This window comes from Streptomyces sp. NPDC050610 (assembly GCF_040654875.1).
GTDB lineage: Bacteria > Actinomycetota > Actinomycetes > Streptomycetales > Streptomycetaceae > Streptomyces.
Genome location: NZ_JBFAIV010000019.1, coordinates 35,080 through 60,197 on the forward strand (window position 1 = coordinate 35,080; position 25,118 = coordinate 60,197).

General features: G+C 72.2%; 23 protein-coding genes. 10 read left to right on the top strand and 13 right to left on the bottom strand.

Going from position 1 to position 25,118, the window contains the following annotated elements; genetic code table 11:
- The first annotated feature begins 113 nt into the window (after positions 1-113).
- Complete coding sequence (locus AB0I22_RS23300) at positions 114-1,514, top strand: NADP-dependent succinic semialdehyde dehydrogenase (protein ID WP_363132790.1); 1,401 nt, start codon at positions 114-116, stop codon at positions 1,512-1,514.
- Positions 1,515-1,848: 334 nt separating this feature from the next.
- A complete protein-coding gene (locus tag AB0I22_RS23305) occupies positions 1,849-1,971 on the top strand; it encodes a hypothetical protein (protein ID WP_363132791.1) in 123 nt (40 codons plus the stop codon).
- 295 nt (positions 1,972-2,266) lie between these two features.
- Here AB0I22_RS23305 and AB0I22_RS23310 read toward each other — a convergent pair whose 3' ends face one another.
- The 4 genes from AB0I22_RS23310 to AB0I22_RS23325 form a co-directional block, all read right to left on the bottom strand.
- Complete coding sequence (locus tag AB0I22_RS23310; RefSeq protein WP_363132792.1) at positions 2,267-2,974, bottom strand: GAF and ANTAR domain-containing protein; 708 nt, start codon at positions 2,972-2,974, stop codon at positions 2,267-2,269.
- Between the two features lie 45 nt (positions 2,975-3,019).
- Positions 3,020-3,982: a GAF and ANTAR domain-containing protein gene (locus tag AB0I22_RS23315; RefSeq protein ID WP_363132794.1), complete on the bottom strand. Its 963-nt coding sequence runs from the start codon at positions 3,980-3,982 to the stop codon at positions 3,020-3,022.
- A 141-nt stretch (positions 3,983-4,123) separates the two neighbouring features.
- Positions 4,124-4,519: a nitroreductase/quinone reductase family protein gene (locus AB0I22_RS23320; protein ID WP_363132795.1), complete on the bottom strand. Its 396-nt coding sequence runs from the start codon at positions 4,517-4,519 to the stop codon at positions 4,124-4,126.
- 14 nt (positions 4,520-4,533) lie between these two features.
- Complete coding sequence (locus tag AB0I22_RS23325) at positions 4,534-5,895, bottom strand: glutamine synthetase family protein (protein ID WP_363132796.1); 1,362 nt, start codon at positions 5,893-5,895, stop codon at positions 4,534-4,536.
- A 214-nt stretch (positions 5,896-6,109) separates the two neighbouring features.
- Here AB0I22_RS23325 and AB0I22_RS23330 point away from each other — a divergent pair, with 214 nt between their 5' ends.
- Both AB0I22_RS23330 and AB0I22_RS23335 read left to right on the top strand, forming a co-directional pair.
- On the top strand, positions 6,110-8,098 hold the full coding sequence (locus AB0I22_RS23330; protein ID WP_363132797.1) for a collagenase: 1,989 nt from the start codon (positions 6,110-6,112) through the stop codon (positions 8,096-8,098).
- Positions 8,099-8,197: 99 nt separating this feature from the next.
- Positions 8,198-9,031: a GntR family transcriptional regulator gene (locus tag AB0I22_RS23335; RefSeq protein ID WP_363132798.1), complete on the top strand. Its 834-nt coding sequence runs from the start codon at positions 8,198-8,200 to the stop codon at positions 9,029-9,031.
- A gap of 189 nt (positions 9,032-9,220) precedes the next feature.
- On the opposite strand, the gene AB0I22_RS23340 is transcribed toward AB0I22_RS23335, so the two are convergent.
- Positions 9,221-10,111, bottom strand: coding sequence for an alpha/beta hydrolase (locus tag AB0I22_RS23340; RefSeq protein ID WP_363132799.1), 891 nt, complete (start codon positions 10,109-10,111; stop codon positions 9,221-9,223).
- Positions 10,112-10,147: 36 nt separating this feature from the next.
- Positions 10,148-10,894 (bottom strand): DUF998 domain-containing protein, encoded by a 747-nt coding sequence (locus AB0I22_RS23345; RefSeq protein ID WP_363132875.1) that lies wholly within the window; start codon positions 10,892-10,894, stop codon positions 10,148-10,150.
- Between the two features lie 323 nt (positions 10,895-11,217).
- Here AB0I22_RS23345 and AB0I22_RS23350 point away from each other — a divergent pair, with 323 nt between their 5' ends.
- Both AB0I22_RS23350 and AB0I22_RS23355 read left to right on the top strand, forming a co-directional pair.
- Entirely contained in the window at positions 11,218-11,661 is a 444-nt protein-coding gene (locus AB0I22_RS23350; protein ID WP_363132800.1) for a hypothetical protein, read from the top strand.
- Between the two features lie 92 nt (positions 11,662-11,753).
- Positions 11,754-13,400, top strand: a complete 1,647-nt coding sequence (locus AB0I22_RS23355) for a multicopper oxidase family protein (RefSeq protein ID WP_363132801.1) — start codon at positions 11,754-11,756, stop codon at positions 13,398-13,400.
- Positions 13,401-13,487: 87 nt separating this feature from the next.
- Here AB0I22_RS23355 and AB0I22_RS23360 read toward each other — a convergent pair whose 3' ends face one another.
- A complete protein-coding gene (locus AB0I22_RS23360) occupies positions 13,488-14,000 on the bottom strand; it encodes a DUF4234 domain-containing protein (protein WP_363132802.1) in 513 nt (170 codons plus the stop codon).
- 266 nt (positions 14,001-14,266) lie between these two features.
- On the opposite strand from AB0I22_RS23360, the gene AB0I22_RS23365 reads away from it, so the two are divergent.
- Positions 14,267-16,021, top strand: coding sequence for an NAD+ synthase (locus AB0I22_RS23365; RefSeq protein WP_363132803.1), 1,755 nt, complete (start codon positions 14,267-14,269; stop codon positions 16,019-16,021).
- A gap of 178 nt (positions 16,022-16,199) precedes the next feature.
- Here the strand turns inward: AB0I22_RS23365 and AB0I22_RS23370 are convergent, their stop codons facing one another.
- Positions 16,200-16,865, bottom strand: a complete 666-nt coding sequence (locus AB0I22_RS23370; RefSeq protein WP_363132804.1) for a hypothetical protein — start codon at positions 16,863-16,865, stop codon at positions 16,200-16,202.
- 313 nt (positions 16,866-17,178) lie between these two features.
- Between AB0I22_RS23370 and AB0I22_RS23375 the strand changes: the two genes are divergently transcribed.
- On the top strand, positions 17,179-17,643 hold the full coding sequence (locus tag AB0I22_RS23375) for a cupin domain-containing protein (protein ID WP_363132805.1): 465 nt from the start codon (positions 17,179-17,181) through the stop codon (positions 17,641-17,643).
- A gap of 90 nt (positions 17,644-17,733) precedes the next feature.
- On the opposite strand, the gene AB0I22_RS23380 is transcribed toward AB0I22_RS23375, so the two are convergent.
- Positions 17,734-18,333 carry a DUF5919 domain-containing protein gene (locus AB0I22_RS23380; RefSeq protein WP_363132806.1) on the bottom strand — a complete coding sequence of 200 codons (600 nt, stop codon included), beginning with the start codon at positions 18,331-18,333 and terminating at the stop codon, positions 17,734-17,736.
- A 269-nt stretch (positions 18,334-18,602) separates the two neighbouring features.
- On the opposite strand from AB0I22_RS23380, the gene AB0I22_RS23385 reads away from it, so the two are divergent.
- A complete protein-coding gene (locus tag AB0I22_RS23385; RefSeq protein WP_157854260.1) occupies positions 18,603-18,803 on the top strand; it encodes a hypothetical protein in 201 nt (66 codons plus the stop codon).
- A 228-nt stretch (positions 18,804-19,031) separates the two neighbouring features.
- Here AB0I22_RS23385 and AB0I22_RS23390 read toward each other — a convergent pair whose 3' ends face one another.
- The 4 genes from AB0I22_RS23390 to AB0I22_RS23405 all read right to left on the bottom strand — a co-directional run bounded on the left by AB0I22_RS23390 (position 19,032) and on the right by AB0I22_RS23405 (position 23,913).
- Positions 19,032-20,243 (bottom strand): MFS transporter, encoded by a 1,212-nt coding sequence (locus tag AB0I22_RS23390; protein WP_363132807.1) that lies wholly within the window; start codon positions 20,241-20,243, stop codon positions 19,032-19,034.
- 96 nt (positions 20,244-20,339) lie between these two features.
- Positions 20,340-21,359, bottom strand: coding sequence for an endonuclease/exonuclease/phosphatase family protein (locus AB0I22_RS23395; protein ID WP_363132808.1), 1,020 nt, complete (start codon positions 21,357-21,359; stop codon positions 20,340-20,342).
- Between the two features lie 332 nt (positions 21,360-21,691).
- Positions 21,692-22,288, bottom strand: coding sequence for a TetR/AcrR family transcriptional regulator (locus AB0I22_RS23400; protein WP_363132809.1), 597 nt, complete (start codon positions 22,286-22,288; stop codon positions 21,692-21,694).
- Positions 22,285-23,913 carry an MFS transporter gene (locus AB0I22_RS23405; RefSeq protein ID WP_363132810.1) on the bottom strand — a complete coding sequence of 543 codons (1,629 nt, stop codon included), beginning with the start codon at positions 23,911-23,913 and terminating at the stop codon, positions 22,285-22,287. The genes AB0I22_RS23400 and AB0I22_RS23405 overlap by 4 nt, the downstream gene beginning before the upstream one ends.
- A gap of 152 nt (positions 23,914-24,065) precedes the next feature.
- On the opposite strand from AB0I22_RS23405, the gene panB reads away from it, so the two are divergent.
- A complete protein-coding gene (gene panB, locus AB0I22_RS23410; RefSeq protein ID WP_363132811.1) occupies positions 24,066-24,992 on the top strand; it encodes a 3-methyl-2-oxobutanoate hydroxymethyltransferase in 927 nt (308 codons plus the stop codon).
- Positions 24,993-25,118: the final 126 nt, after the last annotated feature.

Sequence of the window (25,118 nt, forward strand, 5' to 3'; positions counted from 1 at the left end):
CGCGTCGTATTGCGTCGCGGCAAGGGGCGCTGCAAGGTCGAAGGGGCCAGGCAGGAGGCCGGGACGACCAGCGCACCGGCACAGCGGAGAACGCAACGCACGGAAGGACAGCCATGCCCATCGCGACGGTGAACCCCACGAACGGCGAGACGCTCAAGACGTTCGACGCACTGGGCCCGGAGGAGATCGAGCGGCGGCTGGCCGCCGCCGAGTCCGCGTTCCGCCAGTACCGCACCACCGGCTTCGCCGAGCGCGCCCGGCTGCTGGGCCGCGCCGCCGACCTGCTGGAAGAGGACGAGCACGACATCGCCCGCACCATGACCACGGAGATGGGCAAGCCGATCGGCGCGGCCCGCACCGAGGCGGCGAAGTGCGTCAAGACGATGCGCTGGTACGCGGCGCACGCCGAGGGGCTGCTGGCGGACGAGCACCCGGCGGACGCGGACGTACGCGACTCCGGCGCCACGCACGCGCGCGTCCACTACCGGCCGCTGGGCGCGGTGCTCGCCGTCATGCCGTGGAACTTCCCGCTCTGGCAGGTCGTGCGGTTCGCCGCGCCCGCGCTCATGGCGGGCAACGTCGGCCTGCTCAAGCACGCCTCGAACGTCCCGCAGACCGCGCTGTATCTGGAGGACCTCTTCCACCGCGCCGGGTTCCCGGCCGGCTGCTTCCAGACGCTGCTGGTGGGGTCCGGCGCCATCGAGGCCATCCTGCGCGACGACCGGGTCGCCGCCGCGACGCTCACCGGCAGCGAACCGGCCGGCCGCTCCGTCGCCTCGATCGCGGGCGACGAGATCAAGAAGACGGTCCTGGAACTGGGCGGCAGCGACCCGTACGTGGTCATGCCGTCCGCCGACGTCGACCGGGCCTCGGCCACGGCGGTGACGGCCCGCGTCCAGAACAACGGCCAGTCCTGCATCGCCGCCAAGCGCTTCATCGTGCACGCCGACGTCTACGACCGGTTCGCCGAGCGCTTCACGGCGGGCATGCGCGACCTGACGGTCGGCGACCCGCTGGAGGACACCACCGACGTCGGCCCCCTCTCCTCCGAACAGGGCCGCGCCGACCTGGAGGAGCTGGTGGACGACGCCGTACGCCGCGGGGCGCGGGCGCTGTGCGGCGGGCGTCGGCCCGAGGGCCTCCCGGACGGCTGGTTCTACGAGCCGACGGTCCTCTCCGAGATCACCACCGACATGCGCATCCACCATGAGGAAACCTTCGGCCCCGTCGCCACCCTGTACCGCGCCGCCGACCTCGACGAGGCGCTCGCCATCGCCAACGACACGCCTTTCGGCCTGAGTTCGAACGTCTGGACCCGCGACGCGGCGGAAGTCGACCGCTTCGTCCGCGACATCGAAGCGGGCGGCGTCTTCTTCAACGGCATGACCGCCTCCCACCCCGCCTTCCCCTTCGGCGGCGTCAAACGCTCCGGCTACGGGCGCGAGCTGGCGGGCCACGGCATCCGCGAGTTCTGCAACGCGACGACGGTGTGGCACGGGGCGGGGCCGAGCTGACCGCCCGCCCGCGCGCCGTGCTCACTGTGTATCGGAGTGATCAACTCCCTTTGTGTGCATGCCATGTGAGTACCTGTCAGGCATGTGTGTCCACTGATACGGTCGTGACGTGACGTGAGTTCACTTCCGTAAGGAGGCGCACGATGTCCACGCCTTCGCCGGGGCCGACGCCGACGCCCGGCGCCACGCCGACTCCGGCGCCGCCCGGCAGCGTTCCGCGTGACCCGCGGCCGACCCCGTCCCCTTCCCCCGGCCCCTCGCCGCATCTCATGCCGCCCTGGGGGAGCCCGCCCGACCAGGCTGATCCCGGATGGGTGGGGCCGGGGAGGCGCCGGTGAAGCAGACCGGGGCGCGGCCCCTGAACGCGGATACGCAGACGGGGGGGGACCGTATGATCACCGTTTCTCAGCTCGCCCAGCTCGACATCGAAGCGCTCGGAACCTTCGCGGACGACTGAGCGGCCAGGAGCTGACCGCACCGCATGCCCACCCCTCGAAAGGCACGGATCATCATCACCGTGCTGGCCCTCGTCGTCGGCGCGGTCGCCGTCTGGTTCCTCCTCGCCCTGGCGGCCGTGCTCCAAGACCCGCCGCATCCGTGAACCAGCGGCCGTCCAGGCCGATCCGCACCGTCAGCGGATTCGTGCCGAACGCCCGATCCGCCGCGCGGTCGAACCGCGGAAGAGCCCGGCGAGGCCGTGTAGAGCCGTGGCATGACGTCGCGGTGAGGCTCAGCAGGGCGGCGGTGTGGCGTCAGCCGTCCTGGGCGCCGTCGGAGTCCAGGTGTAACCGGTAGGCGAGCACTTGACGGGCGCTGGTGAGCAGGCGCTGGTCGTGGCGGAAGGCGTAGCCGCGCAGCCGGGCCAGCGCCTGGGCGCAGTCGACGCCGAGTTGGGCGGCGAGCATGCCGGTGGCCTGGTGGACCTCGGCGAAGTGCAGGCCGGTGCCGCTCAGGAGCCGGCTCGCGCCGCCGGGTCCCGCAGCGCGGTTGACGAGGTACTGGGCGAGCAGGTCGGCCAGGATCAGCGCGGGGGTGAGCTGGTCGTCGGTCATCGATCCGGGGGTGGTGCGGTGGCCGGTGAGGGCGCCGATCGCGATGATCCCGATGCGCAGCGGGAAGGCGAACACGGCGTGCACGCCCAGCTCCAGGACCGGCCCGGGCAGGCCGGGCCACCGGGTGGGATCGAGGGCGGCCATGTCGGGGACGAGGATGATGGTGCCGCTCAGGGCCGCGTCCGGACTGGGGCCCTGGCCCTGGGTCAGCTGCATGTCCTCCAGGGGCACGGTGTGCTCGCCGAATGCCTGTACGAGTTCACCGGGCCTGCCGCCGGGGGCCAGCAGGAAGGCCAGCCCGTCCAGCCCGAGTTCCCGGCCGGCCTGCTGGAGCGGCAGCAGGGGCAGCCCCGGGCCCTGGTGGGTGTCCAGGGCGCGCAGTAACGAGTCGGTGATCGGATACGGCATGGTGCCTCCCGTCCCCGCCTTCCACCGGGGGACTCGGCAGCGGTTTCACGCGTCGGTGTTGAGCAGGCTGGATGCGGCGGTGCCGTTCAGGACCTGGCGGGCCACGTCGGTGAGTTTGGCCCCGTGGTCGCGGGCATGGCCGCGCATGCGGACGAACGCCTCGTCCACGCTGGTCTGCCGGCGGTGGGCCAGGTATCCCTTGGCCTGTTCGATGATGATCCGGGAGCCCAGCGCGTGCTGAAGCTGTGTGATCACGGCGTTCTGCTCGTGGGCCATCCGCTGCTGGAGGATGCCGATGGTGGCGGTGTCCGCCAGCGCCTGGGCCAGGCGCAGTTGACCGGCGTCGAGCGAACCGGGCCCGCTGCGGAACAGGTTGAGCGCACCTATCACCTGCTCCTGCCAGCGCAGCGGGGCCGCCACCACCGAGGTGTAGCCCAGCCGCAAGGCGCGCGGCGCGAAGTGGGGCCAGCGGAGGCGGGCGGCCTTCGTGTCCAGCCGGACCTCGGCGATGGGGGCGCGGACGTGGAAGCAGTCGCGGCACGGGCCTTCGTCCCATTCGACGCCCGCCAGCTCCAGCGCGCAGGTGTGTTCGTCGGAGGCGGCGGCCTCCACGGCCTGGCCCTGCGGGGTGCCGAGCAGCACGCCGGCCGCCGCGACATCCAATAGGTCGACACAGTGGTCGGTGAGGGTGTGAAGGAAGCCGATCACGTCGAAATCGCGCACCAGGGTATTGGCGAGTTCGACGAACGCGGACGCCAGCCGCTCCTCACGTGGACTCTCGGGCATGGCGGTCGCACCGCCCTTTCTCCGATCGAACACCCGCGAGATTCCCAGAGTCATGCCGGTCATGCCGGTCATGCCGGTCATGCCGGTCATGCCGGTCATGCCGGTCATGCCGGTCAGGAAATGGTCCGCCCAGGGATGCGAAACGTCAGCCACAGAGGCCGGGAACGTCCGCTGGCGAAGGTTCGTGCTCTCCTCACGCGCATCGTCGCCGAACACCGGCATCAAGTCGATGGTGCATATTGGTGGAGGCATCCACGGAGTCTCCACCACCCTACCGCCGAACGGCCCCCGATGAGCGGCCCGTCACCCTGGGACGACGGAACGTGAGGGCACGGCAACCGCGCGGCGGCCACGCCCGCGACGTCAGCGGCCGTCCAGGTCTATCCGCACCGTCAGCAGATTCGTGCCGAACGCCCGGACCGCCGCGCTGTTGAACCGCGGAAGGGACTTGAGCCGCGCCCGCGCGTCGTCCCGCGGAAGGAGGCAGGCGGTCCCCGCGTGCCAGCGGCCCTTGAGCCGGACCCTGACCCGCGGATCCGCCTGGATGTTACGGACGTAGTTCGACTTCTCGCCGTACTCGGACACGAGCCAGAACTCCCGCCCGACGCGGCGGCCGCCGACCGGAGTACGCCGGGGCAGGCCCGACTTGCGCCCCGTGGTCTCCAGGACGACCTGGCCCGGCAGCCGGGCGATCAGCGGATTGAACCGCCGTTGCAGCGACGTGATGGTGCGGAACTTGACCTCGCGATACCGCGTCACGGGACGGCCCTCCGTCATAGCACCGGCAGCATCTTGCGCAGCTCGAAGGCGGTGACCTCCGAGCGGTACTCCTCCCACTCCTGCTTCTTGTTGCGGAGGAAGAAGTCGAAGACGTGCTCCCCGAGGGTCTCGGCGACCAGTTCGCTGCGCTCCATCAGGTCGATGGCCTCGCCCAGGTTCTGGGGCAGCGGTTCGATGCCCATGGCGCGGCGCTCGGAGTCGGAGAGGGCCCAGACGTCGTCGTCGGCGCCGGCCGGGAGTTCGTAGCCCTCTTCGATGCCCTTGAGGCCCGCGGCCAGCAGGACCGCGTAGGTCAGGTAGGGGTTGGCGCCGGAGTCGATGGAGCGGACCTCGACGCGGGTGGAGCCGGTCTTGCCGGGCTTGTACATCGGCACGCGGATGAGGGCGGAGCGGTTGTTGTGGCCCCAGCAGATGTACGAGGGGGCTTCGCCGCCGGCGCCCGCGGTGCGGTTGGCGCCGCCCCAGATGCGCTTGTAGGAGTTGACCCACTGGTTGGTGACGGCGGAGATCTCGGCGGCGTGCGTGAGGAGGCCCGCGATGAAGGACCGGCCGACCTTGGAGAGCTGGAACTCCGCGCCGGACTCGTAGAACGCGTTGCGGTCACCCTCGAAGAGGGAGAGATGGGTGTGCATCCCGGAGCCGGGGTATTCGGAGAACGGCTTGGGCATGAAGGTGGCCTGCACGCCCTGTTCCAGCGCGACCTGCTTCATGACGAGGCGGAACGTCATGACGTTGTCGGCGGTGGAGAGCGCGTCCGCGTACCGGAGGTCAATCTCCTGCTGGCCGGGCGCGCCCTCGTGGTGGCTGAACTCGACCGAGATGCCCATGGATTCGAGCATGGTGATGGCCTGGCGGCGGAAGTCCATGCCGACGTTCTGCGGGGTGTGGTCGAAGTAGCCGGAGGAGTCGGCGGGCACCGGGCGGGTGCCGTCCACCGGCTTGTTCTTGAGCAGGAAGAACTCGATCTCCGGGTGGGTGTAGAAGGTGAACCCGAGGTCGGAGGTCTTGGCGAGGATGCGCTTGAGGACGTAGCGCGGGTCCGCGTACGAGGGGGAGCCGTCCGGCATCAGGATGTCGCAGAACATCCGGGCGGTGCCCGGGGCCTCGGCGCGCCACGGCAGGATCTGGAACGTGCCGGGGTCCGGCTTGGCGATCATGTCGGATTCGTAGACCCGGGCGAAGCCCTCGATGGCGGAGCCGTCGAAGCCGATGCCCTCGTCGAACGCCTGCTCCAGCTCGGCGGGGGCGACGGCGACGGATTTCAGGAAGCCGAGCACGTCGGTGAACCACAGGCGCACGAACCGGATGTCGCGCTCCTCCAGCGTACGAAGCACGAACTCCTGCTGCTTATCCATAGTTCCCTATCCTCGCCGGTCAATCTGCCCGTTCACCAGTGCCGCGGCCCCGCGGTGGCACACCAGTATCACTCCCTTGGGTGTCCGGCGCGTTTCACGGCCCGTTCCGGTTCCGTCCCGGTTGTCGCCGACGCCTTCCCAACTCCCTGTGCAGTGTGAAATTTTACATGGCACACACCCCACGTGTGCATGACAAGTAACTGGGAGGCAGCACATGCGACCCCGTACCGTGCACAGACGCCTCGGCCGCCTCGCGGCCCTCACCATCACCCTCTGCCTCGGCGGCGGCCTGCTCGCCGGCCCGGTCGGAGCGGCAGCTACCGGTCCCGCCGGCGGCCCGGCCACCGGTCCCGCGAGCGGCGCCCTCCGGAGCCACGAACCCCGCCCCTCGGACGGACGCCCCCGCACCCCCGCCGACCGCCCGCCCCTCGCCGACCCCGCCGACGTCCGTCAGCGCGAGCACACCCCCCGCTCCGCCCCCGTCCACCACTCCCGCCCCTCCATGAAGGGCCTGTCCCCCGCGCAGCGCGCCTCCGCCTGCGACATCACGGACTTCACGCGCAACACCGGTAGCGCCCTCATCGCCAAGATCAAGGGCACCACGACCGACTGCGTCAACACCCTCTTCGCCCTCACCGGCGCCGACGCGCGCGACGCCCTCCGCGAGGCGCAGATGGCCACCGTCGCGTACGCCCTGCGGGACGGCTCCGCCGCCTACCCCGGCAACGGCTCCACCGGCCTGCCGCAGCTCGTGCTCTTCCTGCGCGCCGGGTACTACGTGCAGTGGTACCACTCCGGCGACGTCGGCCCGTACGGCGCCGCCCTGCGCACGGCGATCCGCTCCGGCCTCGACGCGTTCTTCGCCGCGCCGCGCTCCCGCGACGTCACCGACGCCAACGGCGAGACGCTCGCCGAGGCCGTCACGCTGATCGACAGCGCCCAGGAGAACGCCCGCTACCTGCACGTCGTCCAGCGGCTGCTGAAGGGCTACGACAGCTCGTACGACGCCTCGTGGTGGATGCTTAATGCGGTCAACAACGTCTACACCGTGCTCTTCCGCGGCCACCAGGTGCCCGCGTTCGTGACCGCCGTCGAGCGCGACCCCGGCGTCCTGCGCGCCCTCTACGACTTCGCCGCCGCCCACCTCGACCTGCTGGGCGGCAAGCAGAGCTACCTCACCGCCAACGCCGGGCGCGAACTCGGCCGCTTCCTCCAGCACGCCTCGCTGCGCGAGAAGACCCGCCCGTACGCCGTGGACCTGCTGCGGCGCAGCGCCATCACCGGCCGCACCGCGCCGCTGTGGGTCGGCGTCGCCGAGATGGCCGACTACTACGACCGGGCGAACTGCGCCCAGTACGGCGTCTGCGGCCTCCAGAAGCGACTGACCGACGCGGTCCTCGCCGTCCGGCACACCTGCGGCCCCAGCATCGCCATCCGCGCCCAGCAGATGACCGCCGCCGAGCTCGCCGCGACGTGCGCGAGTCTGAGCGGGCAGGACGCGTTCTTCCACGGCGTCGCCAAGGACAGCGGCCCGGTCGCCGACGACCGCAACACCTCCATCGAGGTGACCGTCTTCGACTCCGCCGCCGACTACCAGACGTACGCCGGGGCCATCTACGGCATCGACACCAACAACGGCGGCATGTACCTGGAGGGCGACCCGGCCGCGGCCGGCAACCAGCCGCGGTTCATCGCCTACGAGGCCGACTGGCTGAAGCCGGACTTCGCGATCTGGAACCTCAACCACGAGTACACCCACTACCTCGACGGCCGCTTCGACATGTACGGCGACTTCAACGCCGGGGTCTCCACGCCCACCATCTGGTGGATCGAGGGCTTCGCCGAGTACGTCTCGTACTCCTACCGGAAGGAGACCTACCAAGAGGCCGTCGCGGAGGCCGGGAAGCACACCTACAAGCTGAGCACGGTGTTCGACACCGCGTACGGCGACGACACCACCCGCGTCTACCGGTGGGGCTATCTCGCCGTCCGCTATCTGCTGGAGAACCACCGCGCCGACGTCGACGCGGTCCTCGCCGCCTACCGGGCCGGCGACTGGCAGGCCGCCCGGCGCCACCTGACCGAGACCATCGGCACCCGCTACGACGCCGACTGGGACCGGTGGCTCACCGCCTGCGCGGCGGGCGGCTGCGGTACGGGCACGGGAGCGGGCGGGGGTACGGGCGGCCGGCCGGCCGCCTGACCACCAGCGGACCCGCCGCCCCGGCCGTCCTGGGCATCGGTGCGCGCGTGATAGGCGAAAGTTATAATCACCGGGCCGAGCCTAGGACGGAGGGCCGCTGTGGGCGATCTGCGCCAGCGAAGTCCGATCCTCGTCCAGGAGCGGCTGCGCGATCAGGTGGCGAACGCCCTGCGCGCCGCGCTGATCGCCGGCGAACTCCGCGTCGGCGCCGTCTACTCCGCCCCCGTCCTCGCCGCCGAACTCGGCGTCTCCCCCACGCCCGTACGCGAGGCGATGCTCGCGCTCGCCCGCGAGGGGCTGGTCGAGCCCGTACGGAACAAGGGCTTCCGGGTCACCGAGATGTCCGAGCGGGACCTCGACGAGTACACGGAGATCCGCGCCCTGATAGAGGTGCCCACCGTCGGGCAGATCGCCCGCACCGTGCCCGCCGAGGAGCTCGAAGCGCTGCGCCCCGTCGCGCGGGAGATCGTGACGGCGGCGTCCCGGCACGACCTGATCGGCTACCTCGACGCCGACCGCCGCTTCCACCTGCGACTGCTCGCCCTCGCGGGCAACGACCGGCTCGTCGAGGTCGTCGGCGACCTGCGCAAACGCGCCCGCCTCTACGGGCTCACCGGGCTCGACCGCAGCGGCGAACTGGTCGCCTCCGCCGAGGAGCACCTCGAACTCCTCGACCTGCTGATCGGCGGCGACGCCCCGGGGGCGGAGGCCTGCATGCGCCGCCATCTGGGGCATGTGCGCTCCCTGTGGTCCGCGAGCCGCGAGGGAACGGAGGTGCCGCCGCCGACCCCACCGGCCTTGGCTGCCAGGCTCGCCTCGGGGGCTGCTTCAGGGCCCGGCTCGGAGAGCACCTCGGGGCCCGGACCTGGCCCCGGCCCGGAGTCCGTGTCCGCGCCCGTGTCCGCGCCCGTGTCCGCGTCGGACGGGCGCTGAGGCGTCGCCGCCGGATCTGGCGGGGGGGGCGGCTTGCCGGAAGGGTCGGTCCGGCCGGGGCCCGGTCCTCAGTCGCCCGCGGCATCCGAGTGGCCCGTACGCCCAGCAGGCTCGGCTTCGGGCTCGGGCCCAGGGCCCGCCGGCCGGGCCCGGCGGACGGTGCGCGTCCTGGGCCCGGTTCCGTTGTGCTCAGGCCCCCGGCGCCTGTGAGGTGTCGGTCTCGCGTGCCGGGGAGACGGCCAGTACCGCGTCCGCCACCGCCTGCGGCCGGTCGAGCATCAGGAGGTGGCCGGCGGGGGCCACGGCCTCGAAGCGGGCGTCGAGCCGCTCCGCGAGCCGCCGCTGCCGCTCCAGCCAGCGCCGTTCGAACCACGAGCCGTTGCCGTGCGACGCCGCGAGGACCGCCACGGGTACGGGCGGCAGTGGGTAGTCCTCGCGCAGTACGGCCAGTTCGGCGGCGACGTCGAAGTAGCGGGCGTTCTCCAGCAGGATGGCGCGGGCCACCCGGCCGCTCCCGTAGCAGCGGCGCAGCAGTTCGTCGGGGGCCGGGTCGGTGCGGCGTACGGACGTGGCCCGTACGGTCAGCCGGCGCAGCATGGGGCCCAGCGCGCGGGGCAGCCCGGCGGCGGTGATGGCGCGACCGCGGGCGCGGGCCGCGGCGGTGCGCAGCTCACGGGCGGGGCCGGGGCTCGGGTCCTCCTCGACGCTGCCGTCGACCAGGACGACCCCGTCGGTGCGGTCCGGGTGCAGCCGGGCGAACGCCTCGGCGTGGAACGCGGCGAGGGAGTGCCCGACGACGGTGGCCGGGCCCGGCAGCCCGAGCGCGTCGAGCACGCCCGCGATGCGGTCCGCCTCGCCCGCGGCGGTGGGCGGCTCGGGGGACGGCGCGCTGAACCCGAGGCCCGGCCGGTCGAAGCGGACCACGGTGCGGTGCTCGGCGAGCAGCGGCACCACGGGGTCCCAGTCGAACCAGCCCATGCCGAGCCCGCCGCTGAGCACGCAGACCGGCCCGGCGCCCTCGCTCAGCACGTGCAAGGTCACCCCTTCGACCCGCACCATTCGCCCGGGCGGCCGCTCCATGGTCTCCCCCTTCGTCGCCCGTCTCATTGCCCGCTGTCAGTCATCGTTCCCACGGACATCGACGATCCCGCGGGCATCATCGTTCCCACGGGTGTCGTCATCATCGTGAGCATCGCCGTTCCCGCAGGCGTCGTCATCGCCATGAGCATCGCCGTTCCCACGGGCGACGTGTACGCACAGCACCGCCAGCCAGAGCGCGACCAGCAGCACTTGCGCCCGCTGTCCGGCTCCCAGCAGCCATGTTCCCTTGCCCGCTTCGAAAGCGGCCACCGCGACCAGGGTCCAGGCCGTGGCGGCCAGTTCGGCGGCCGCCAGCGGTGGGCCGAGGCGCGCGAGCGGCGTGCCCCGACCGTACCGGCGGGCGGCCACGGTCAGCGCCACGACCCCCACCAGCGCGCCGGTCATCGCCAGGCTGCTGCTGATGGCGTGCGCGGTGTGGGTGGCCGGCACCAGGCCGGCGGTCTCGCGGGCCGCGCACTCCGGGTCGACGGTGGGCGCGCAGCTGAGCGGCAGCCGCGAGTCGGCGGCGGTGGCCGCGCCGAACAGCAGCAGCCCGGCCCAGCCCGCCACCGGCCAGGGCCGCCGTTCGCAGACGGTCAGGGCGGTGCCGGCGGCGAGGAGCACCGCGGCCCCGGCGACCAGGTCGGTGGCGCGGAAGAGCCCGCCGAGCGGCTGGTCGACGGCGGCCAGCTCGCTGACGTACGTACGGACCGGGTCGAGGCCGGTGGCGATCAGGACTTCGAGCACCCAGGCGGTGTACGCGACCGCGCCGAGCAGGAGCAGTACGGCGACGGCGCGGGCGCGCGGGCTGAGTCTCGTACGGCGTCGCGTACGGTCCGCCGCCGGGCCGGCGCGCCGGGCGGGGGTCCGTCGGGGCTGGTCCATGGCGCTGTCCTAGCGGGCGGTCGCGGCGGGGCGTACGGGCGTACGGGGCCGGGTACGGGGCTCTCCCGTGCTGGTCATGCGGTCCCTTTCGGTGAGCCGGAACGTCCCTTCTGATGATCCGGCTTCGCCCACGCGCCTGCCCGCCCGTGCCCGCGCCGGGCAACCGCCCGCGTTCGCCCATACCCCTTGGGGGTAGGGTGCCGGGCGTCGGAGGGATCGAGATGCACGGACAGCGAGGGGCCGCCGCCTGGTGCGGTCGGCTGCTGCTGTTCGCCGCCCTGCTGCTGGGCATCGTCACGATGCACACCCTGGGCCACCCCGCCGAGCACACCGCCACGGCGACTCCGTCGCACGGCCCCGTGCTCGACGCGGGCGGCCACGCCGCCCACGAGCCCGGCCCCCTGAGCGCGGCGATGCACGGCGGGTCCATGGCGGACTCCCCCACCGCCGCCGCCCCCGCACACGCCGGCATGGACCCGATGTCCGTATGCCTCGCGGTGCTCGGCGTCTGGATCGTCGGCCTCCTCATCGGCCTGGCCGCGCGCGACCGCCGGGCCCACGGCACGGCCGCCGCGCCGCGCTCGCGGCTGGCGGGAGCGCTGTGGCCGATCCCGCCGCCACCGCGGCACAAAGCCCTCGCCCGGCTGTCGGTGCTGCGCGTGTAGGAGCGCGCCCGGCCGCTTCCGCATGCCCGGAGCGGCCCACGCGCCACCGCACACACCACCGACACCCGACACCACACGAGGTGCACTCAGCCATGCGCACACCCTCTCGCCGCGCCGTCCTCGGCGCGGGAATCGCCGCCGCCGGGAGCGGCCTGCTCGCCGCCTGCTCGGACTCCGGCGGCTCCCCCGACGCCAAAAACGCCGGAGGCGCCGACGCCACGGGCCCCTCGACCCCGCCCAAGGGGTACGTCTCACCCGACGGCAAGGAGGTCGCGGCGGCGGAGGCCGCCCGCGGCTCCGGGCCTGTACGGAAGGTGAAGCTCACCGCGACCCCGGCCCGGCTCGACCTCGGCGGCCGTACGGTCGCGACCTGGGCCTACGGGGATCAGCTGCCCGGCCGGGAGGTGCGCGTCACCGCGGGCGACACGCTCGCCGTGACCGTCGCCAACCACCTCCCGCAGTCCACCTCCATGCACTGGCACGGGCTCGCGCTCCGCAACGACATGGACGGTGTCCCCGACCTCACCCAGCGGCCGATCAAGGCGGGCGCGACCTTCGACTACCGCTTCGCGGTGGAGCACCCCGGCACGTACTGGTTCCACCCGCACTCCGGCGTGCAGCAGGACCGGGGGCTGTACGCGCCGCTGATCGTGGAGGACCCGAAGGAGCCGCTGAAGTACGACAAGGAGTGGGTCGTCGTCCTGGACGACTGGGTGGACGGCGTGGACGGCAGCACGCCGGACGCGGTCCTCGCCGAGCTGCGCAAGGGCATGGACATGGGCGGAATGGACCACGGCGGGGGCATGGACCACGGCGGGGGCGAAAAGAAGGGCGGCATGGACCACGGCGGCCACGACATGCCAGGCATGTCAGGCATGTCGTACGGACAGGCCCCCGTGGACTCCCCCGGCCCCTCCCGCATGATGATGGGCGCGACCAGCGACCTCCTCGGCGGCGACGCCGGGGACGTGGCCTACCCCCTCTACCTGGTCAACGGCCGTACGCCCGACGATCCGCGGACCTTCCGCGCCGAGCCGGGCGACCGCGTCCGTATCCGCTTCATCAACGCCGGCGGCGACACGGCCTTCCGCGTCTGCCTCGGCGGGCACCGGATGACGGTCACCCACACGGACGGCTACCCCGTCGAGCACGCCGAGACCGACGCGCTGCTGCTCGGCATGGGCGAGCGGTACGACGTGCTGGTCACGGCCGGGGACGGCGTCTTCCCGCTGACGGCGCTCGCCGAGGGCAAGAAGGCGTCGGGGCTGGCACTGCTGCGTACGGGCGGCGGCGCGGCGCCGAAGAAGTCCGTACGCCCCAAGGAGCTGGACGGGAAGCTCCTCACGGCGGGGAGGCTGAGGGCCGACGCGAGCGTGCGCCTGAAGTCCGGCGAGCCCGACCGTACGATCACGATGCGGCTCACCGGGTCGATGGCGAAGTACGACTGGGCGATCAACGGCAAGCGGTACGACCCGGCTCAGCGCTACCCGGTACGGGCGGGCGAGCGGGTGCGGCTCTCCTTCGTCAACGCCACCACGATGTGGCACCCGATGCACCTGCACGGCCACACGTTCGCCCTGCCGGGCGGCGGGCCGCGCAAGGACACCGCGATCGTGCTGCCGGGCAAGAGCCTGGACGTCGATTTCGACGCCCGCAATCCGGGGCTGTGGATGCTCCACTGCCACAACGTCTACCACGGGGAGTCCGGGATGATGACGGTCCTCGGCTACCGAAAGTAACGGAGGCGGCGGACCGGAAAGGGGCCCGCGCCGATGCGGCGCGGGCCCCTCTCAGCCATCGGGTTCAGCGGGTTTCAGGCATCGGGTTCAGCAGGCCAGCGGCACCTGGGTGCCGGGCGCCGCCTGATTGTAGTGGTCGACGACCTTGTTCAGCTCGACCTGGTAGTAGAGCGTGTAGAGGCCGAGGACGAACATCAGCAGCAGGCCGAGGCCGCCGCTGCACGTGGGGCGGAGGCCGGCGGCACGCTGGGCGTCGGCTATGCGCCGGCCGGTGTTGAAGACCGAGACGAACGGCGGGATGATCACGAATCCGCCGATGGTGACGGCGAGCAGGGACCCGACGGGGCTGATCTGGCGGCGGCTGTCGAACTCCGCCATCTCCTTGTGGATCTTGTAGTACCAGACCAGGCTGTAGATCCCGAGGGTGATCAGCGGCAGCCCCAGCCACACGCCGAGCGGGACGCGGCGCTTCATCGCCAGCCCGAAACCGACAGGCCCCTGCTGCGGGTAGCCGGGGTAGCCGCTCTGCGCGGGCGCGGCTGAGGCGTGGGGCGGGTTGGGCTCCTGCGGGCCCGGGCTCCACGGCTGCTGCGTGCTCAACAGGTCTCCTTGCGCAAACCCCTGACGGAGAATCAGGGGAAGTGGAATGCCTTGTGGCGGACACGCCACAGACAGATCGCGAAGCTTGTCACAGATTCCGCCCCTCCCGCCACAAAATTGCGCCGGTCCCGCGCCCGGCCCAGCCCCCGACACGCCCGACCCAAGGGTGCGGGAGTCGGCGGGCCGTCACCCCGCATGGCGCGCGACCGCGCCAGGTGGCCTCGCTCACACCCCATCGCGTCAGACAGACGATTACACTGGGCGGCGTGCCTCAACTTCGCCTCGCTCTGAACCAGATCGACTCCTGCGTCGGCGACCTCGCCGGGAACGCCGAGACGATCCTCCGCTGGACCCGGCACGCCGCCGAGCAGGGCGCCCATCTGGTGGCCTTCCCCGAGATGGCGCTGACCGGGTACCCCGTCGAGGACCTCGCGCTGCGGTCCTCGTTCGTCGAGGCCAGCCGCGCCGCGCTGGAAGCGCTGGCGGCCCGCCTCGCCGCCGAGGGGTTCGGGGAACTGCCGGTGATCGTCGGCTACCTCGACCGCGACGAGGCGGAGCGGCCCCGCTACGGCCGGCCCGCCGGGGCCCCGAAGAACGCCGCGGCCGTGCTGCACGGCGGCCGGGTCGCCCTGCGCTTCGCCAAGCACCACCTGCCCAACTACGGCGTCTTCGACGAGTTCCGCTACTTCGTGCCCGGCGAGACGCTGCCCGTGGTGCGCGTGCGCGGCGTCGACGTCGCGCTCGCCATCTGCGAGGACCTGTGGCAGGACGGCGGCCGGGTGCCCGCCGCCCGCAGCGCCGGGGCCGGGCTGCTGGTCTCCGTCAACGCCTCCCCGTACGAGCGGGAGAAGGACGACACCCGCCTCGACCTGGTGCGCAAGCGCGCGCAGGAGGCCGGGTGCACCACGGCCTACCTGGCGATGACCGGCGGCCAGGACGAGCTGGTCTTCGACGGCGACTCGATCGTCGTCGACCGCGACGGCGAAGTGATCGCGCGCGCCCCGCAGTTCGACGAGGGGTGCGTGCTCGTCGACCTCGACCTGCCCGCCGCCGCGGCCGAGCCGCCGGCCGGGACCGTGGACGACGGCCTGCGCATCGAGCATGTGACGCTCTCCGCCGACCCGCTCCCCGCGTACGAGCCCGAGACGCCGGGCGGGCAGGCCGAGCGGCTCGACGACGACGCGGAGGTCTACACCGCGCTGGTGGTCGGGCTCCGCGCGTACGCCGCGAAGAACGGTTTCCGCAGTGTGCTCATCGGGCTGTCGGGCGGCATCGACTCGGCACTGGTCGCCGCCATCGCGTGCGACGCGGTCGGCGCGGAGAACGTGTACGGGGTCGCGATGCCCTCCCGGTACTCCTCCGAGCACTCGATCGGCGACGCCGCCGAGCTGGCCCGCCGCACGGGGCTGAACTTCCGCACGGTCCCCATCGGCCCGATGTTCGACGCCTACATGGGTTCGCTGGGCCTGACCGGCCTCGCCGAGGAGAACCTCCAGTCGCGGCTGCGCGGCACCATGCTGATGGCCCTGTCCAACCAAGAGGGCCACATCGTCCTCGCGCCGGGCAACAAGTCCGAGCTGGCCTGCGGCTATTCGACCCTCTACGGCGACTCCGTCGGCGCGTACGGACCGATCAAGGACGTCTACAAGACCTCGATCTTCCGGCTCGCCAAGTGGCGCAACCGGTCGGCCGCCGAGCGCGGCCAGACCCCTCCCATCCCGGAGAACTCGATCAGCAAGCCGCCGAGCGCGGAGCTGCGGCCGGGCCAGGTGGACACGGACTCGCTGCCCGACTACGACGTCCTGGACCGCATCCTGGAGCTGTACGTGGACCGCGACCAGGGCCGCGCGGAGATCATCGCGGCGGGGTTCGAGGCGGAGCTGGTCACGCGCGTCCTGCGGATGGTCGACACCGCGGAGTACAAGCGGCGGCAGTACCCGCCGGGCACGAAGATCTCCGCCAAGGGGTTCGGCAAGGACCGCCGGCTGCCCATCACCAACCGCTGGCGCGAGACCGGCTGACCGCCCCGCATCGTTCACCGGCGGTGCCTATGGGCGTACGGGCTTACGGGCACAGGCTCCGGAACCCGCGGCGGACCCGCACCGGGTGAACCGGCCGGGTCCGCGCGCCTGGACGTGCCCGCACGCCCGGAGGGGGGAGTCACCGGGCGTGCGGAGTTCTGGGGCTGGGGCGGGGGGCTTACGGGTGGTACTTCTCCTCGATCCGCTCGGGAACGGGGATGTCGGACTTGGTGTCCATGGTGACGCGGACGACCACGCTGTTGGTCTTCGCGGCCTTCTCCAGCTGGTCCACGTCGCACCGCTTGGTGCCGTAGCCGTCCTTGCCGATGGTCACGGTGCCGTCGGCGCCGCCGCAGATGGCGGCCGCGCCGCGGACCTCCACGGCGTTGGCGACATCGAACTTCTGGGCCTTGCCGCCGTCGTCGGGCTCGACCATCAGCTTGCCGGGCGCGAGGTAGCTCATCCGGCCCTCGATCAGCCGGTGGTTGCCCGCGTTGGCGACGCCGCCCCCTTCGGGGGCCGACTTGCTGCCTCCGGCGGGCTTGCTGCCTCCGGCGGGCTTCGCGGCGGACTCGCCGCCGTTCTGTCCCTGTGCGTCGGCGCTGCCCGAGGACGCGTTCCCGGACTTGGCCGAAGCCGAGTCGTGCTGGGACTGGGAGCCGGACGCCTGCGAGGAGTTCGAGGCGCCGGAGGAGTCCGAGGAGCCCGCGGCGTTCGCCGACCCGTCGTCCTGCCCGCAGGCCGTGGCCCCCATCCCCAGCGCCGCGGCGGCGAGGATGGCGGCCGCGACGCGGCGGCCGGCGCGGCCGCGGAGGTGGTTGGTGGCGGTGGCGGCGGTGTGCATCGTGTCTCCCGTTGCTCTGGTCTCTCGTTTTCTCTCCCGGACGACAACCAGCTTCGAGGACCGCGTTGATGTTCCGCTAACGGACCGCTAAGGGCCCGCATGCGCCTGGGAAACCGCCGTCCCGGCCCATGTCCCGGCCCACGTCACCGGCCCACGTCACCGGCCCCGCCGCCGTATCGCGGCCGGAACAAGCCAAGTCGGTCCGGCGTCTGGCGGAGGGCCGCCGACGCGCGCGACGATTGAAAAGTCAACGACTTCAACTCCGGCGAGCGGGCCGCCGGTCCGGGGCCGCGCGCCGGCGGGAGGACCTCACATGAGCATCGCCCTCGTACGGAACCCCGGCGACGGCCGGGATTTCCCCTACTACAAGAGCGTGATCGAGCAGGTCGTGACCACCGCCGAGACCAGCGGAGCGGTCACCGTCATGCGGCTCACCGTGAACCACGGGGACGCGCCGCCCCTGCACAGCCACAGCCGCGAGGACGAGAGCTGGGTGGTCCTGTCCGGCCGCGTCCGGTTCTGGGCCGGCTCCACCTCGCTCGCCGAGTGCGACGTGCACGACGCCGAACCCGGCGCGTACGTGTACGGGCCCCGGCTGGTCCCCCACACCTTCCAGGCCATCACCCCGACGGCGGAGCTCCTCATCATCAACAGCCCCGGAGCCGTCGAGGGCTACTTCCACGCGATCGGCCCGGCCGACGCGCGCCACGACGCCGAACACGCCGACGTCCTCGGGCAGTACGGAGTGGTGACCTACGACAACCCGCCCGCCGCGTAGAGCGCTCGCCGGAACGCGCCGGCAGCGGCCCCGGCCGCCAAGCGCACCGGGCCGGCCCCGCGTCGGGGCCGGCCCGGGAAGAACACCCGGTCAGCTCAGCGCGTCCGCCGGCGCGCCCCACACCGGGCGGCCGCTGTCCCACAGCGCCGCGACATGGCCCGCGAACCGGTCGTACAGCCCGTCGTCCCCCAGCCGCCGCAGGTGCAGCATCGGCGACTCGTGGCCGAGGAGGCTGGACAGATGCGGCGTCACCAGCATCTGGTCGTCGAACGCGAAGACCGACAGCGCGATGTGCTCATCGCTGAACCGGGCCTCGATGCCGGACCGTTCGCCCGCCTCCCCCAGCGCGGCCAGGGTGATCCTGATCCGCGTGGAGACGGTCAGCGGCACCCCTTCGATCTCCTCGCGGCGGCGCGTCACCTCGGAGGCGGGGTCGCCCACCAGGAAGCGCACGTCGCAGCCCGCCGCCGCCTTGGCCGTGAGCCGGGCGGCGAGCCGCGGATGCTCCTGCCAGACGAAGTAGTTGGTGTACCCCGCGAAGGTGATGTTCCGCGTGGCGGAGTTGATGAGCGCGGCCCACACCGCCCGGGGGCACGCGTTGCGGTACGGGTAGGCTGACACGATCTCCCGGTCCGCGCCCATCTTCATGGCGGATCGGACGCTCTTGGGCCACAGCACGTCGGCACTCACTCCCAGCGCCGCCTCCACCCCGTCCCGGGTCCGTGGATGCGGGACGCGAGCGGGGTTCGACAGCCATCGTTCCGCGGTCTTGGTCGACACCCCGACTGTACGGGCGAGGCATCCGGCGGTCATACGTGACGCCGCCATAGCATCGCGCAGAGCTGTGTTCAAGGCTTCCCCTGGGACGTTCGGGCCACTAAGGACGGTAGTCCCAACGAGTGCCATACGTCCGGGGCACGGGAGTTAAAGGGCGCCGCCGGGTGACCGATATTCAGACCATGGAAAGTTCACTGGGGGAGCGCGGCTCCCCGACGCAGCGGCCACTTGTCGTGGACATCCGTACGGGCACGGTCGGCCATGTCATGGCCTCGTATCTGGGCGAGGTGTATCTGCGCCCGGTGCACGGCGGCCCGGAGTGGACCCTGCCGGCGGACCGGGTGCGGTCGGCCACCGCCGAGGAGGCGGAGGCGGCCCGATAGGACCGCCCCGGCCACCCCGGCCACCCCGGCCGCCCGGAGGCCGCTGCCGGGCGCCGAGCTGCCGCACGCCCGGCGCGCGGAAGAAGACGATCAGTTCACCGCCCTGCCCGAACTCCCCGAAGACGACGGCCACCGCCGCCGCACCGGCCCGCCCCACACCCCGGGGGAACGGGCAGCCCCGGCCCGCAGCCGGACCGGGGCAGAGGACGTACGGTCACGGCGGACCGCCTATGCGGCCGGCTCCCTGCTGGGCGCCTCGCTCGCGCCCTGGGCGACGACCCGGGTGGCGCCCCGCGGCGTCCCCCGGTCCAGCAGCCCGGCCGTCAGCGCGATGCCCAGCCCCGCCGCCGCCAGTACCGCGCCGACCAGCGCCGGGGACGTCCAGCCCCAGCCCGCGCCGATGGCGAGGCCGCCGAGCCAGGCGCCGCCCGCGTTGGCCAGGTTGAAGGCGGAGTGGTTGGACGCCGAGGCGAGCGTCGGCGCGTGCTGGGCCTTGGACATCACCAGCATCTGGAGCGGCGTGGTGGTCATGAAGCCGACCGCGCCGAGCACCACGACCGTGACCAGCGCCGCCCACTTCACGTGCACCGTGAAGTCGAAGGCCACCAGCACCACGGCGAGGGCGCCCAGCGATCCGTACAGCGTCGGGCGGAGCGCCCGGTCGGTGAGCGGGCCCGCGGCGAGCGCCCCGAGTGTCATGCCGATGCCGAAGAGGGCGAGGACCAGCGTCACCGAGGTCTCGGAGAAGCCGGTGACCTTGGTCATCATCGAGGAGAGGTAGCTGTAGACGGCGAAGACCCCGCCGAACCCGAAGACGGCGGTGAGCAGGCCGAGCAGCACCTGCCGGTTGCCCATCGCGCGCAGTTCGTGGCGCAGGCCCCCCTGGTGCTCGCGGGAGAGCCGCGGTACGAGCGCGGCGAGCGCGGCCATGGCGGCGAGCCCGATCGCGGCGACGACCAGGAAGGTGGCGCGCCAGCCGAGGTGCTGGCCGAGCAGGGTGGCGGCGGGGACGCCGACGATGTTGGCGACCGTGAGGCCGAGGAACATCGTGGCGACCGCGCGGGCCTGCCGCCCGTCGCTGACCAGCCGGGCGGCCACGACCGCGCCGACGCCGAAGAACGCGCCGTGCGGCAGTCCGGCCAGCACCCGCCCGGCGATCAGCAGCCCGAAGTTGGGGGCGAGCGCCGAGGCGAGGTTCCCGACCGTGAACACCGCCATCAGCAGGACGAGCATCCGTTTGCGGGGTACGCGGGAGCCGAGGGCGGTGAGCAGGGGCGCGCCGATGACGACGCCGATGGCGTAGGCGGAGACGAGATAACCGGCGGTGGGCACCGAGGTGCCCAGGTCGTCGGCGACGTTGGGCAGCAGGCCCATCATCACGAACTCGGTGGTGCCGATCCCGAAGGCGGATATCGCCAGGGCGAGCAGCGCCAGGGGCATGTAAGACCTTCCAAAAGCTGGGTTTCGCGCGAATTCCTGTTGCGAATGGCGAAACAAAGCGTGGCAGGCCGATTGTTCCTTCAGATGTGCGCGGCGTTAAATCTTGATGGAAGCCGCCACCGGCAGGTGGTCGCTGCCCGTCTCGGGCAGGGTCCAGGCCGAGACCGGGTCCATTCCCTTGACCATGATCTGGTCGATGCGGGCCATCGGGAAGGACGCGGGCCAGCTGAAGCCGAGGCCGTTGCCCGCGGCGCCCTGTGCCGAGCGCAGCTGGGAGGTGACGGGGGAGAGCGAGCGGTCGTTCATCGTGCCGTTGAGGTCGCCGAGGAGGAGGACCTTCTGCTCGGTCTCGGAGCGTATGGCGCTGCCCAGCGCCGCCGCGCTCGCGTCGCGCTGGTTGGCGGTGAACCCGGCCTTGAACTTCACCCGCACCGACGCCAGGTGGGCGACGTAGACGCCGATCTTGCCGTGGGGCGTGTCGACCGTGGCGCGCATCGCGCGCGTCCAGGCCATCTTGATGTAGACGGGCTGGGCGCCGGAGATCGGGTACTTGCTCCACAGCCCGACCGTGCCCTTGACACTGTGGTACTTGTACGTGCCGGCCAGCGCCTTCTCGTACGTGGGCACGGCGCTGGTCTTGAGCTCCTCCAGCGCCACCACGTCCGCGCCGGAGGCGGCCACGTCCTTCGCCGTGCTCGCCGGGTCGGGGTTGTCCGCGTCGACGTTGTGGGTGAGGACGGTGAGGTTGCCGCCCTTGCCGGTCTGGTCGCCGAGCTGCCCGCCGAAGAGGTTGAACCAGACGATGGCCGGGAGCAGGAGCGCGATCAGGGCGGTCGCCGAGCGGCGTGCGAGCGCGAGGACGAGCAGCACCGGGACGGCGAGGCCGAACCAGGGCAGGAAGGTCTCGAAGAGGCTCCCGAGGTTGCCGATGTCGTTGGGGAGGGACGCGTGGAGCGCCATGAGCAGGCCGAGCAGTATGGCGAGCGCCGCGAGGACCAGGCCGCGCCGCCAGATGCCGCCGTCACGCCACCGGTCGAGGAGGCGGCTGGCACGGGTGCCGGTGCGCTCCGCCGCGACCCCTTCGCGGTCCGTTTCCTCCATGTGTGCCTGCGGCATCCGCTGTCCTCACTGCTCCGCGTGGTGATCCCCGGCCTCGTGCTCGGCGCGCCGGTCGCCGGGTCACTCGACGATAGGCGACGGCAGGGGGTTGATTGCGCGCTCCGGGCAGGAGCGTCGGTCGTAGGTGAGGACGATCGGGCAACCCGTGAGGGTTCCTGAGGACAGGACCGTACGGGCCTGCTGTGACACAACGGGCATAATCCGGCGCGCGGACGGTCGGAACGGTTCCGGAACGGTCATTTTCCCGGCATGGACAGTCGGAATCCGGTGCTCGGCGGGTCGGCGGCGCCCCACTGCCCGTACGCGACGACAGCGGAGCGCCGCCGCGGTCACGGCCGGGGCCGCACCCCCGCGAGCACCGCGTCGACGATCTGTTCGGAGAGCCCCTCGGGCAGGTCCGCCCGCTCGTGCAGCACCGCGCGTACGAGCATCGGGCCGCTGAAGAGGTCGACGGCCAGCTCCGGATCGAGATCCCCCCGCACCTCCCCGGTGCCGACGCCGCGCAGCAGCACGGCGCGCAGCGCCTCGCGCCGGCCCCGTACGACCGTGTCGTGGTACTCCTCCCACAGCCGCGGCTGCGCCTTCATATGGTTGACCACCGTGCGCAGCAGCGCCGAGTGCCGCTTGGCCAGGCCGCGCCGGCGCATGGCCTCCAGCAGGGCGACGAGGTCGGCGCGGACCGACTCCCCCAGCAGTTCGGGCTGCGCCTCGTCCAGGGTCCGCAGGACGTCGATCATCAGCGCCTCCTTGCCCGTCCAGCGCCGGTAGACGGCGGCCTTGCCGACGCCCGCCTCGCGGGCGATGCGCTCGATGGACAGCCCGCCGACCGACTCGCCGTCCTCCAGGAGCCGCAGCACGGTCTCGATGACGGCGGTGTCGACGGCGGCGCTGCGGGGGCGGCCGCGGGTCGGCGGCGGCTGGCTCACGCGTCGGCCCCCGTCCGGTCCGGGGCCGCCCCCGCGGGCTCCGGGCCCGGGGCCGCGGCGGCCTTGGCGCGGCCGGGCAGGAAGACCGCGACGACGATCGCGCCGAGCACGGCGACGGCCGCGGAGCCGACGACGGTGACGTGCATGGCGTGGATGAACGCGTCGTTGGCGGGGCCCACGAGCGCCTTGCCCGCGGGGCCCATCCGCTCGGCCACGCCGAGGGTCGCCTCGATGGACTCGCCCGCAGCGTGCCGTACCTGCGGGGGCACCGCGCCGAGCTTGTCCTCGATGCCGGCGCGGTAGGTGGTGGAGAGCACCGAGCCGAGCACGGCGACCCCGAGCGCGCCGCCGACCTGGCGGAAGGTGTTGTTGACGGCGGAGCCGGAGCCGGCCTTCTCGCGCGGCAGCGACTGCATGATGGAGACGGTGGCGGGCGGCATGATGTGCGCCATTCCGGTGCCCTGGAGGAAGAAGAGGACCTCCAGCACCCAGATCGGGGTGTCCGTGCCGAGCAGCAGGAACCCTGCCATGGTGACGGCGACCAGCAGCATTCCCGTGGTGCACACGGCGCGCGCGCCGAATCTGTCGACGACCAGCCGGGCGCGGGGCGCGAAGAGCATCTGAGCGGCGGCGAGCGGCAGGATCAGCAGTCCGGACTCCAGGGGCGTGTAGCCGCGCACGCTCTGGGTGTAGAAGACGATGAAGAACGTGACGCCCATCAGGGCGAAGAAGACCAGGGCGATGGAGGACACGGCCGCCGAGAAGGCCGGGTTGCGGAAGTACCGGACGTCGATGGCGGGATGGCTGGCGCGCCGCTCGTACAGCACGAACGCCACGAGTACGAGCACGCCGCCGCCGACCGTGCCGTAGACCTCGGGCGTGGTGAAGTCGGCCAGCTGGCCGCCCTTGATGATCCCGTAGACGAGGAGGACCAGGCCGACGACGGACAGCAGCACGCCGACGGGGTCCAGCCGGCCGGGGTCGGGGTCCTTGGAGTCGGGGACCAGGATCACCATCGCGATGATCGCTATGACCACGATCGGGACGTTGACGAGGAAGACCGAGCCCCACCAGAAGTGGTCGAGGAGCACGCCGCCGGTGATCGGGCCGATGGCGATGGCGAGGCCGACGGCGCCGGCCCAGATGCCGATCGCCTTGGGCTGCTCGTCGCGCTCGAAGACGTTCATGATGATGGCGAGCGTGGCGGGCATCACGAAGGCGCCGCCGAAGCCCATCACCGCGCGGAACGCGATGAGTTCGCCGGAGGAGCCGGACATCGCGGAGAGCACCGATCCGATGCCGAACACCGCCATGCCCAGGAGCAGCGTCTTCTTGCGGCCGAGCCGGTCGCCGAGCAGGCCGGCGGTGAAGAGCAGGCCCGCGAAGACGAGGGTGTAGGAGTTGATCGCCCACTCCAACTGGCTCTGGGTGGCGCCCAGTCCGGTGGGTGCGGGCGAGGCGATGGTCTTCATCGCGACGTTGAGTATCGAGTTGTCCAGCACGACGACGAGCAGGCTGAACAGCAGGACGGTGAGGATCGCCCAGCGCTTGCGGTGCACCGCTTCGGGGACCCGGCGCGCGAGGGCCGGCTGACTGGGGCCGTGAGGGCCGGAGGGGGTTGCCATGGGGTCACCCTAGACCAATTCCGATACGACCCCGTTCCGTATTGGAAATACTTTACGAACGGGCCGCCCTTCCGGGGCGACGCGCGCCGTGCCAGCATGGAGGTGATCCGGGGACGCCGTACGGGCGCCTCGAGACGACCGACACAGGAGCCATGGCTATGACGCATGCCTCGACACCCACTGACCCGACATCCGCGCAGACCGCGCCCGGCGCTCCGGCGCCCACCGCCGCGAGCAGGCCCGACAGCAGCGACAAGGCGCTGTACGGGGGAAAGAGCTCGCGACGGATCACCGTCCGCGACATCGCCGCCGCCAAGGGGCGCGGCGAGAAGTGGCCGATGCTCACCGCCTACGACGCGATGACCGCCTCCGTCTTCGACCAGGCCGGCATCCCCGTGATGCTGGTGGGCGACTCGATGGGCAACTGCCACCTCGGCTACGACTCCACCGTGCCCGTCACGATGGACGAGATCACCTTCCTGGCCGCCGCCGTCGTACGCGGCGCCAAGCGCGCCCTCATCGTCGCCGACCTGCCCTTCGGCGCGTACCAGGAGAGCCCGGTCCAGGCCCTGCGCAACGCGACGCGCCTGGTCAAGGAGGCAGGAGTGCAGGCCGTGAAGCTGGAGGGCGGCGAGCGCTCCGCCCACCAGATCGAGCTGCTGGTCTCGGCCGGCATCCCGGTCATGGCCCACATCGGCCTCACCCCGCAGTCCGTCAACGCCTTCGGCGGCTACCCGGTCCAGGGCCGCGGCGAGGAGGCCGCCCAGCAACTCCTGCGCGACGCGAAGGCGGTGCAGGACGCGGGGGCCTTCGCGGTCGTCCTCGAAGTCGTCCCGGCCGAACTGGCCGCCGAGGTCACGCGCGTCCTGCACATCCCCACGGTGGGCATCGGCGCGGGTCAGGAGTGCGACGCGCAGGTCCTGGTCTGGACCGACATGGCCGGCCTGACGCCGGGCCGCGTCCCGCGCTTCGTCAAGCAGTACGCCCAGCTCCGCGAGGTCCTGGGCGACGCGGCCAAGGCGTTCGCCGACGACGTCGTCGGCGGCGCGTACCCGGCGCCGGAGCACAGCTTCCACTAGCCGCCGGGCCGCTGCGCGGGGCCTCGGCCCGTACGCCGGGTGTACGGACGTACGGTGTACGGGCCGGGGTGCCCGTACGCCGCGCGAGATCCGCGATACCAGGGCATCGGTCGAAGTGTCCGGCGC

Coding starts and splice junctions, on each gene's coding strand:
- AB0I22_RS23300 (WP_363132790.1), top strand. CDS start 114: ATGCCCATCGCGACGGTGAACCCCACGAACGGCGAGACGCTCAAGACG.
- AB0I22_RS23310 (WP_363132792.1), bottom strand. CDS start 2,974: ATGCCGTATCCGATCACCGACTCGTTACTGCGCGCCCTGGACACCCAC.
- AB0I22_RS23315 (WP_363132794.1), bottom strand. CDS start 3,982: ATGCCGGTGTTCGGCGACGATGCGCGTGAGGAGAGCACGAACCTTCGC.
- AB0I22_RS23325 (WP_363132796.1), bottom strand. CDS start 5,895: ATGGATAAGCAGCAGGAGTTCGTGCTTCGTACGCTGGAGGAGCGCGAC.
- AB0I22_RS23330 (WP_363132797.1), top strand. CDS start 6,110: ATGCGACCCCGTACCGTGCACAGACGCCTCGGCCGCCTCGCGGCCCTC.
- AB0I22_RS23340 (WP_363132799.1), bottom strand. CDS start 10,111: ATGGAGCGGCCGCCCGGGCGAATGGTGCGGGTCGAAGGGGTGACCTTG.
- AB0I22_RS23350 (WP_363132800.1), top strand. CDS start 11,218: ATGCACGGACAGCGAGGGGCCGCCGCCTGGTGCGGTCGGCTGCTGCTG.
- AB0I22_RS23355 (WP_363132801.1), top strand. CDS start 11,754: ATGCGCACACCCTCTCGCCGCGCCGTCCTCGGCGCGGGAATCGCCGCC.
- AB0I22_RS23370 (WP_363132804.1), bottom strand. CDS start 16,865: ATGCACACCGCCGCCACCGCCACCAACCACCTCCGCGGCCGCGCCGGC.
- AB0I22_RS23375 (WP_363132805.1), top strand. CDS start 17,179: ATGAGCATCGCCCTCGTACGGAACCCCGGCGACGGCCGGGATTTCCCC.
- AB0I22_RS23385 (WP_157854260.1), top strand. CDS start 18,603: ATGGAAAGTTCACTGGGGGAGCGCGGCTCCCCGACGCAGCGGCCACTT.
- AB0I22_RS23390 (WP_363132807.1), bottom strand. CDS start 20,243: ATGCCCCTGGCGCTGCTCGCCCTGGCGATATCCGCCTTCGGGATCGGC.
- AB0I22_RS23395 (WP_363132808.1), bottom strand. CDS start 21,359: ATGCCGCAGGCACACATGGAGGAAACGGACCGCGAAGGGGTCGCGGCG.
- AB0I22_RS23405 (WP_363132810.1), bottom strand. CDS start 23,913: ATGGCAACCCCCTCCGGCCCTCACGGCCCCAGTCAGCCGGCCCTCGCG.
- panB (WP_363132811.1), top strand. CDS start 24,066: ATGGCTATGACGCATGCCTCGACACCCACTGACCCGACATCCGCGCAG.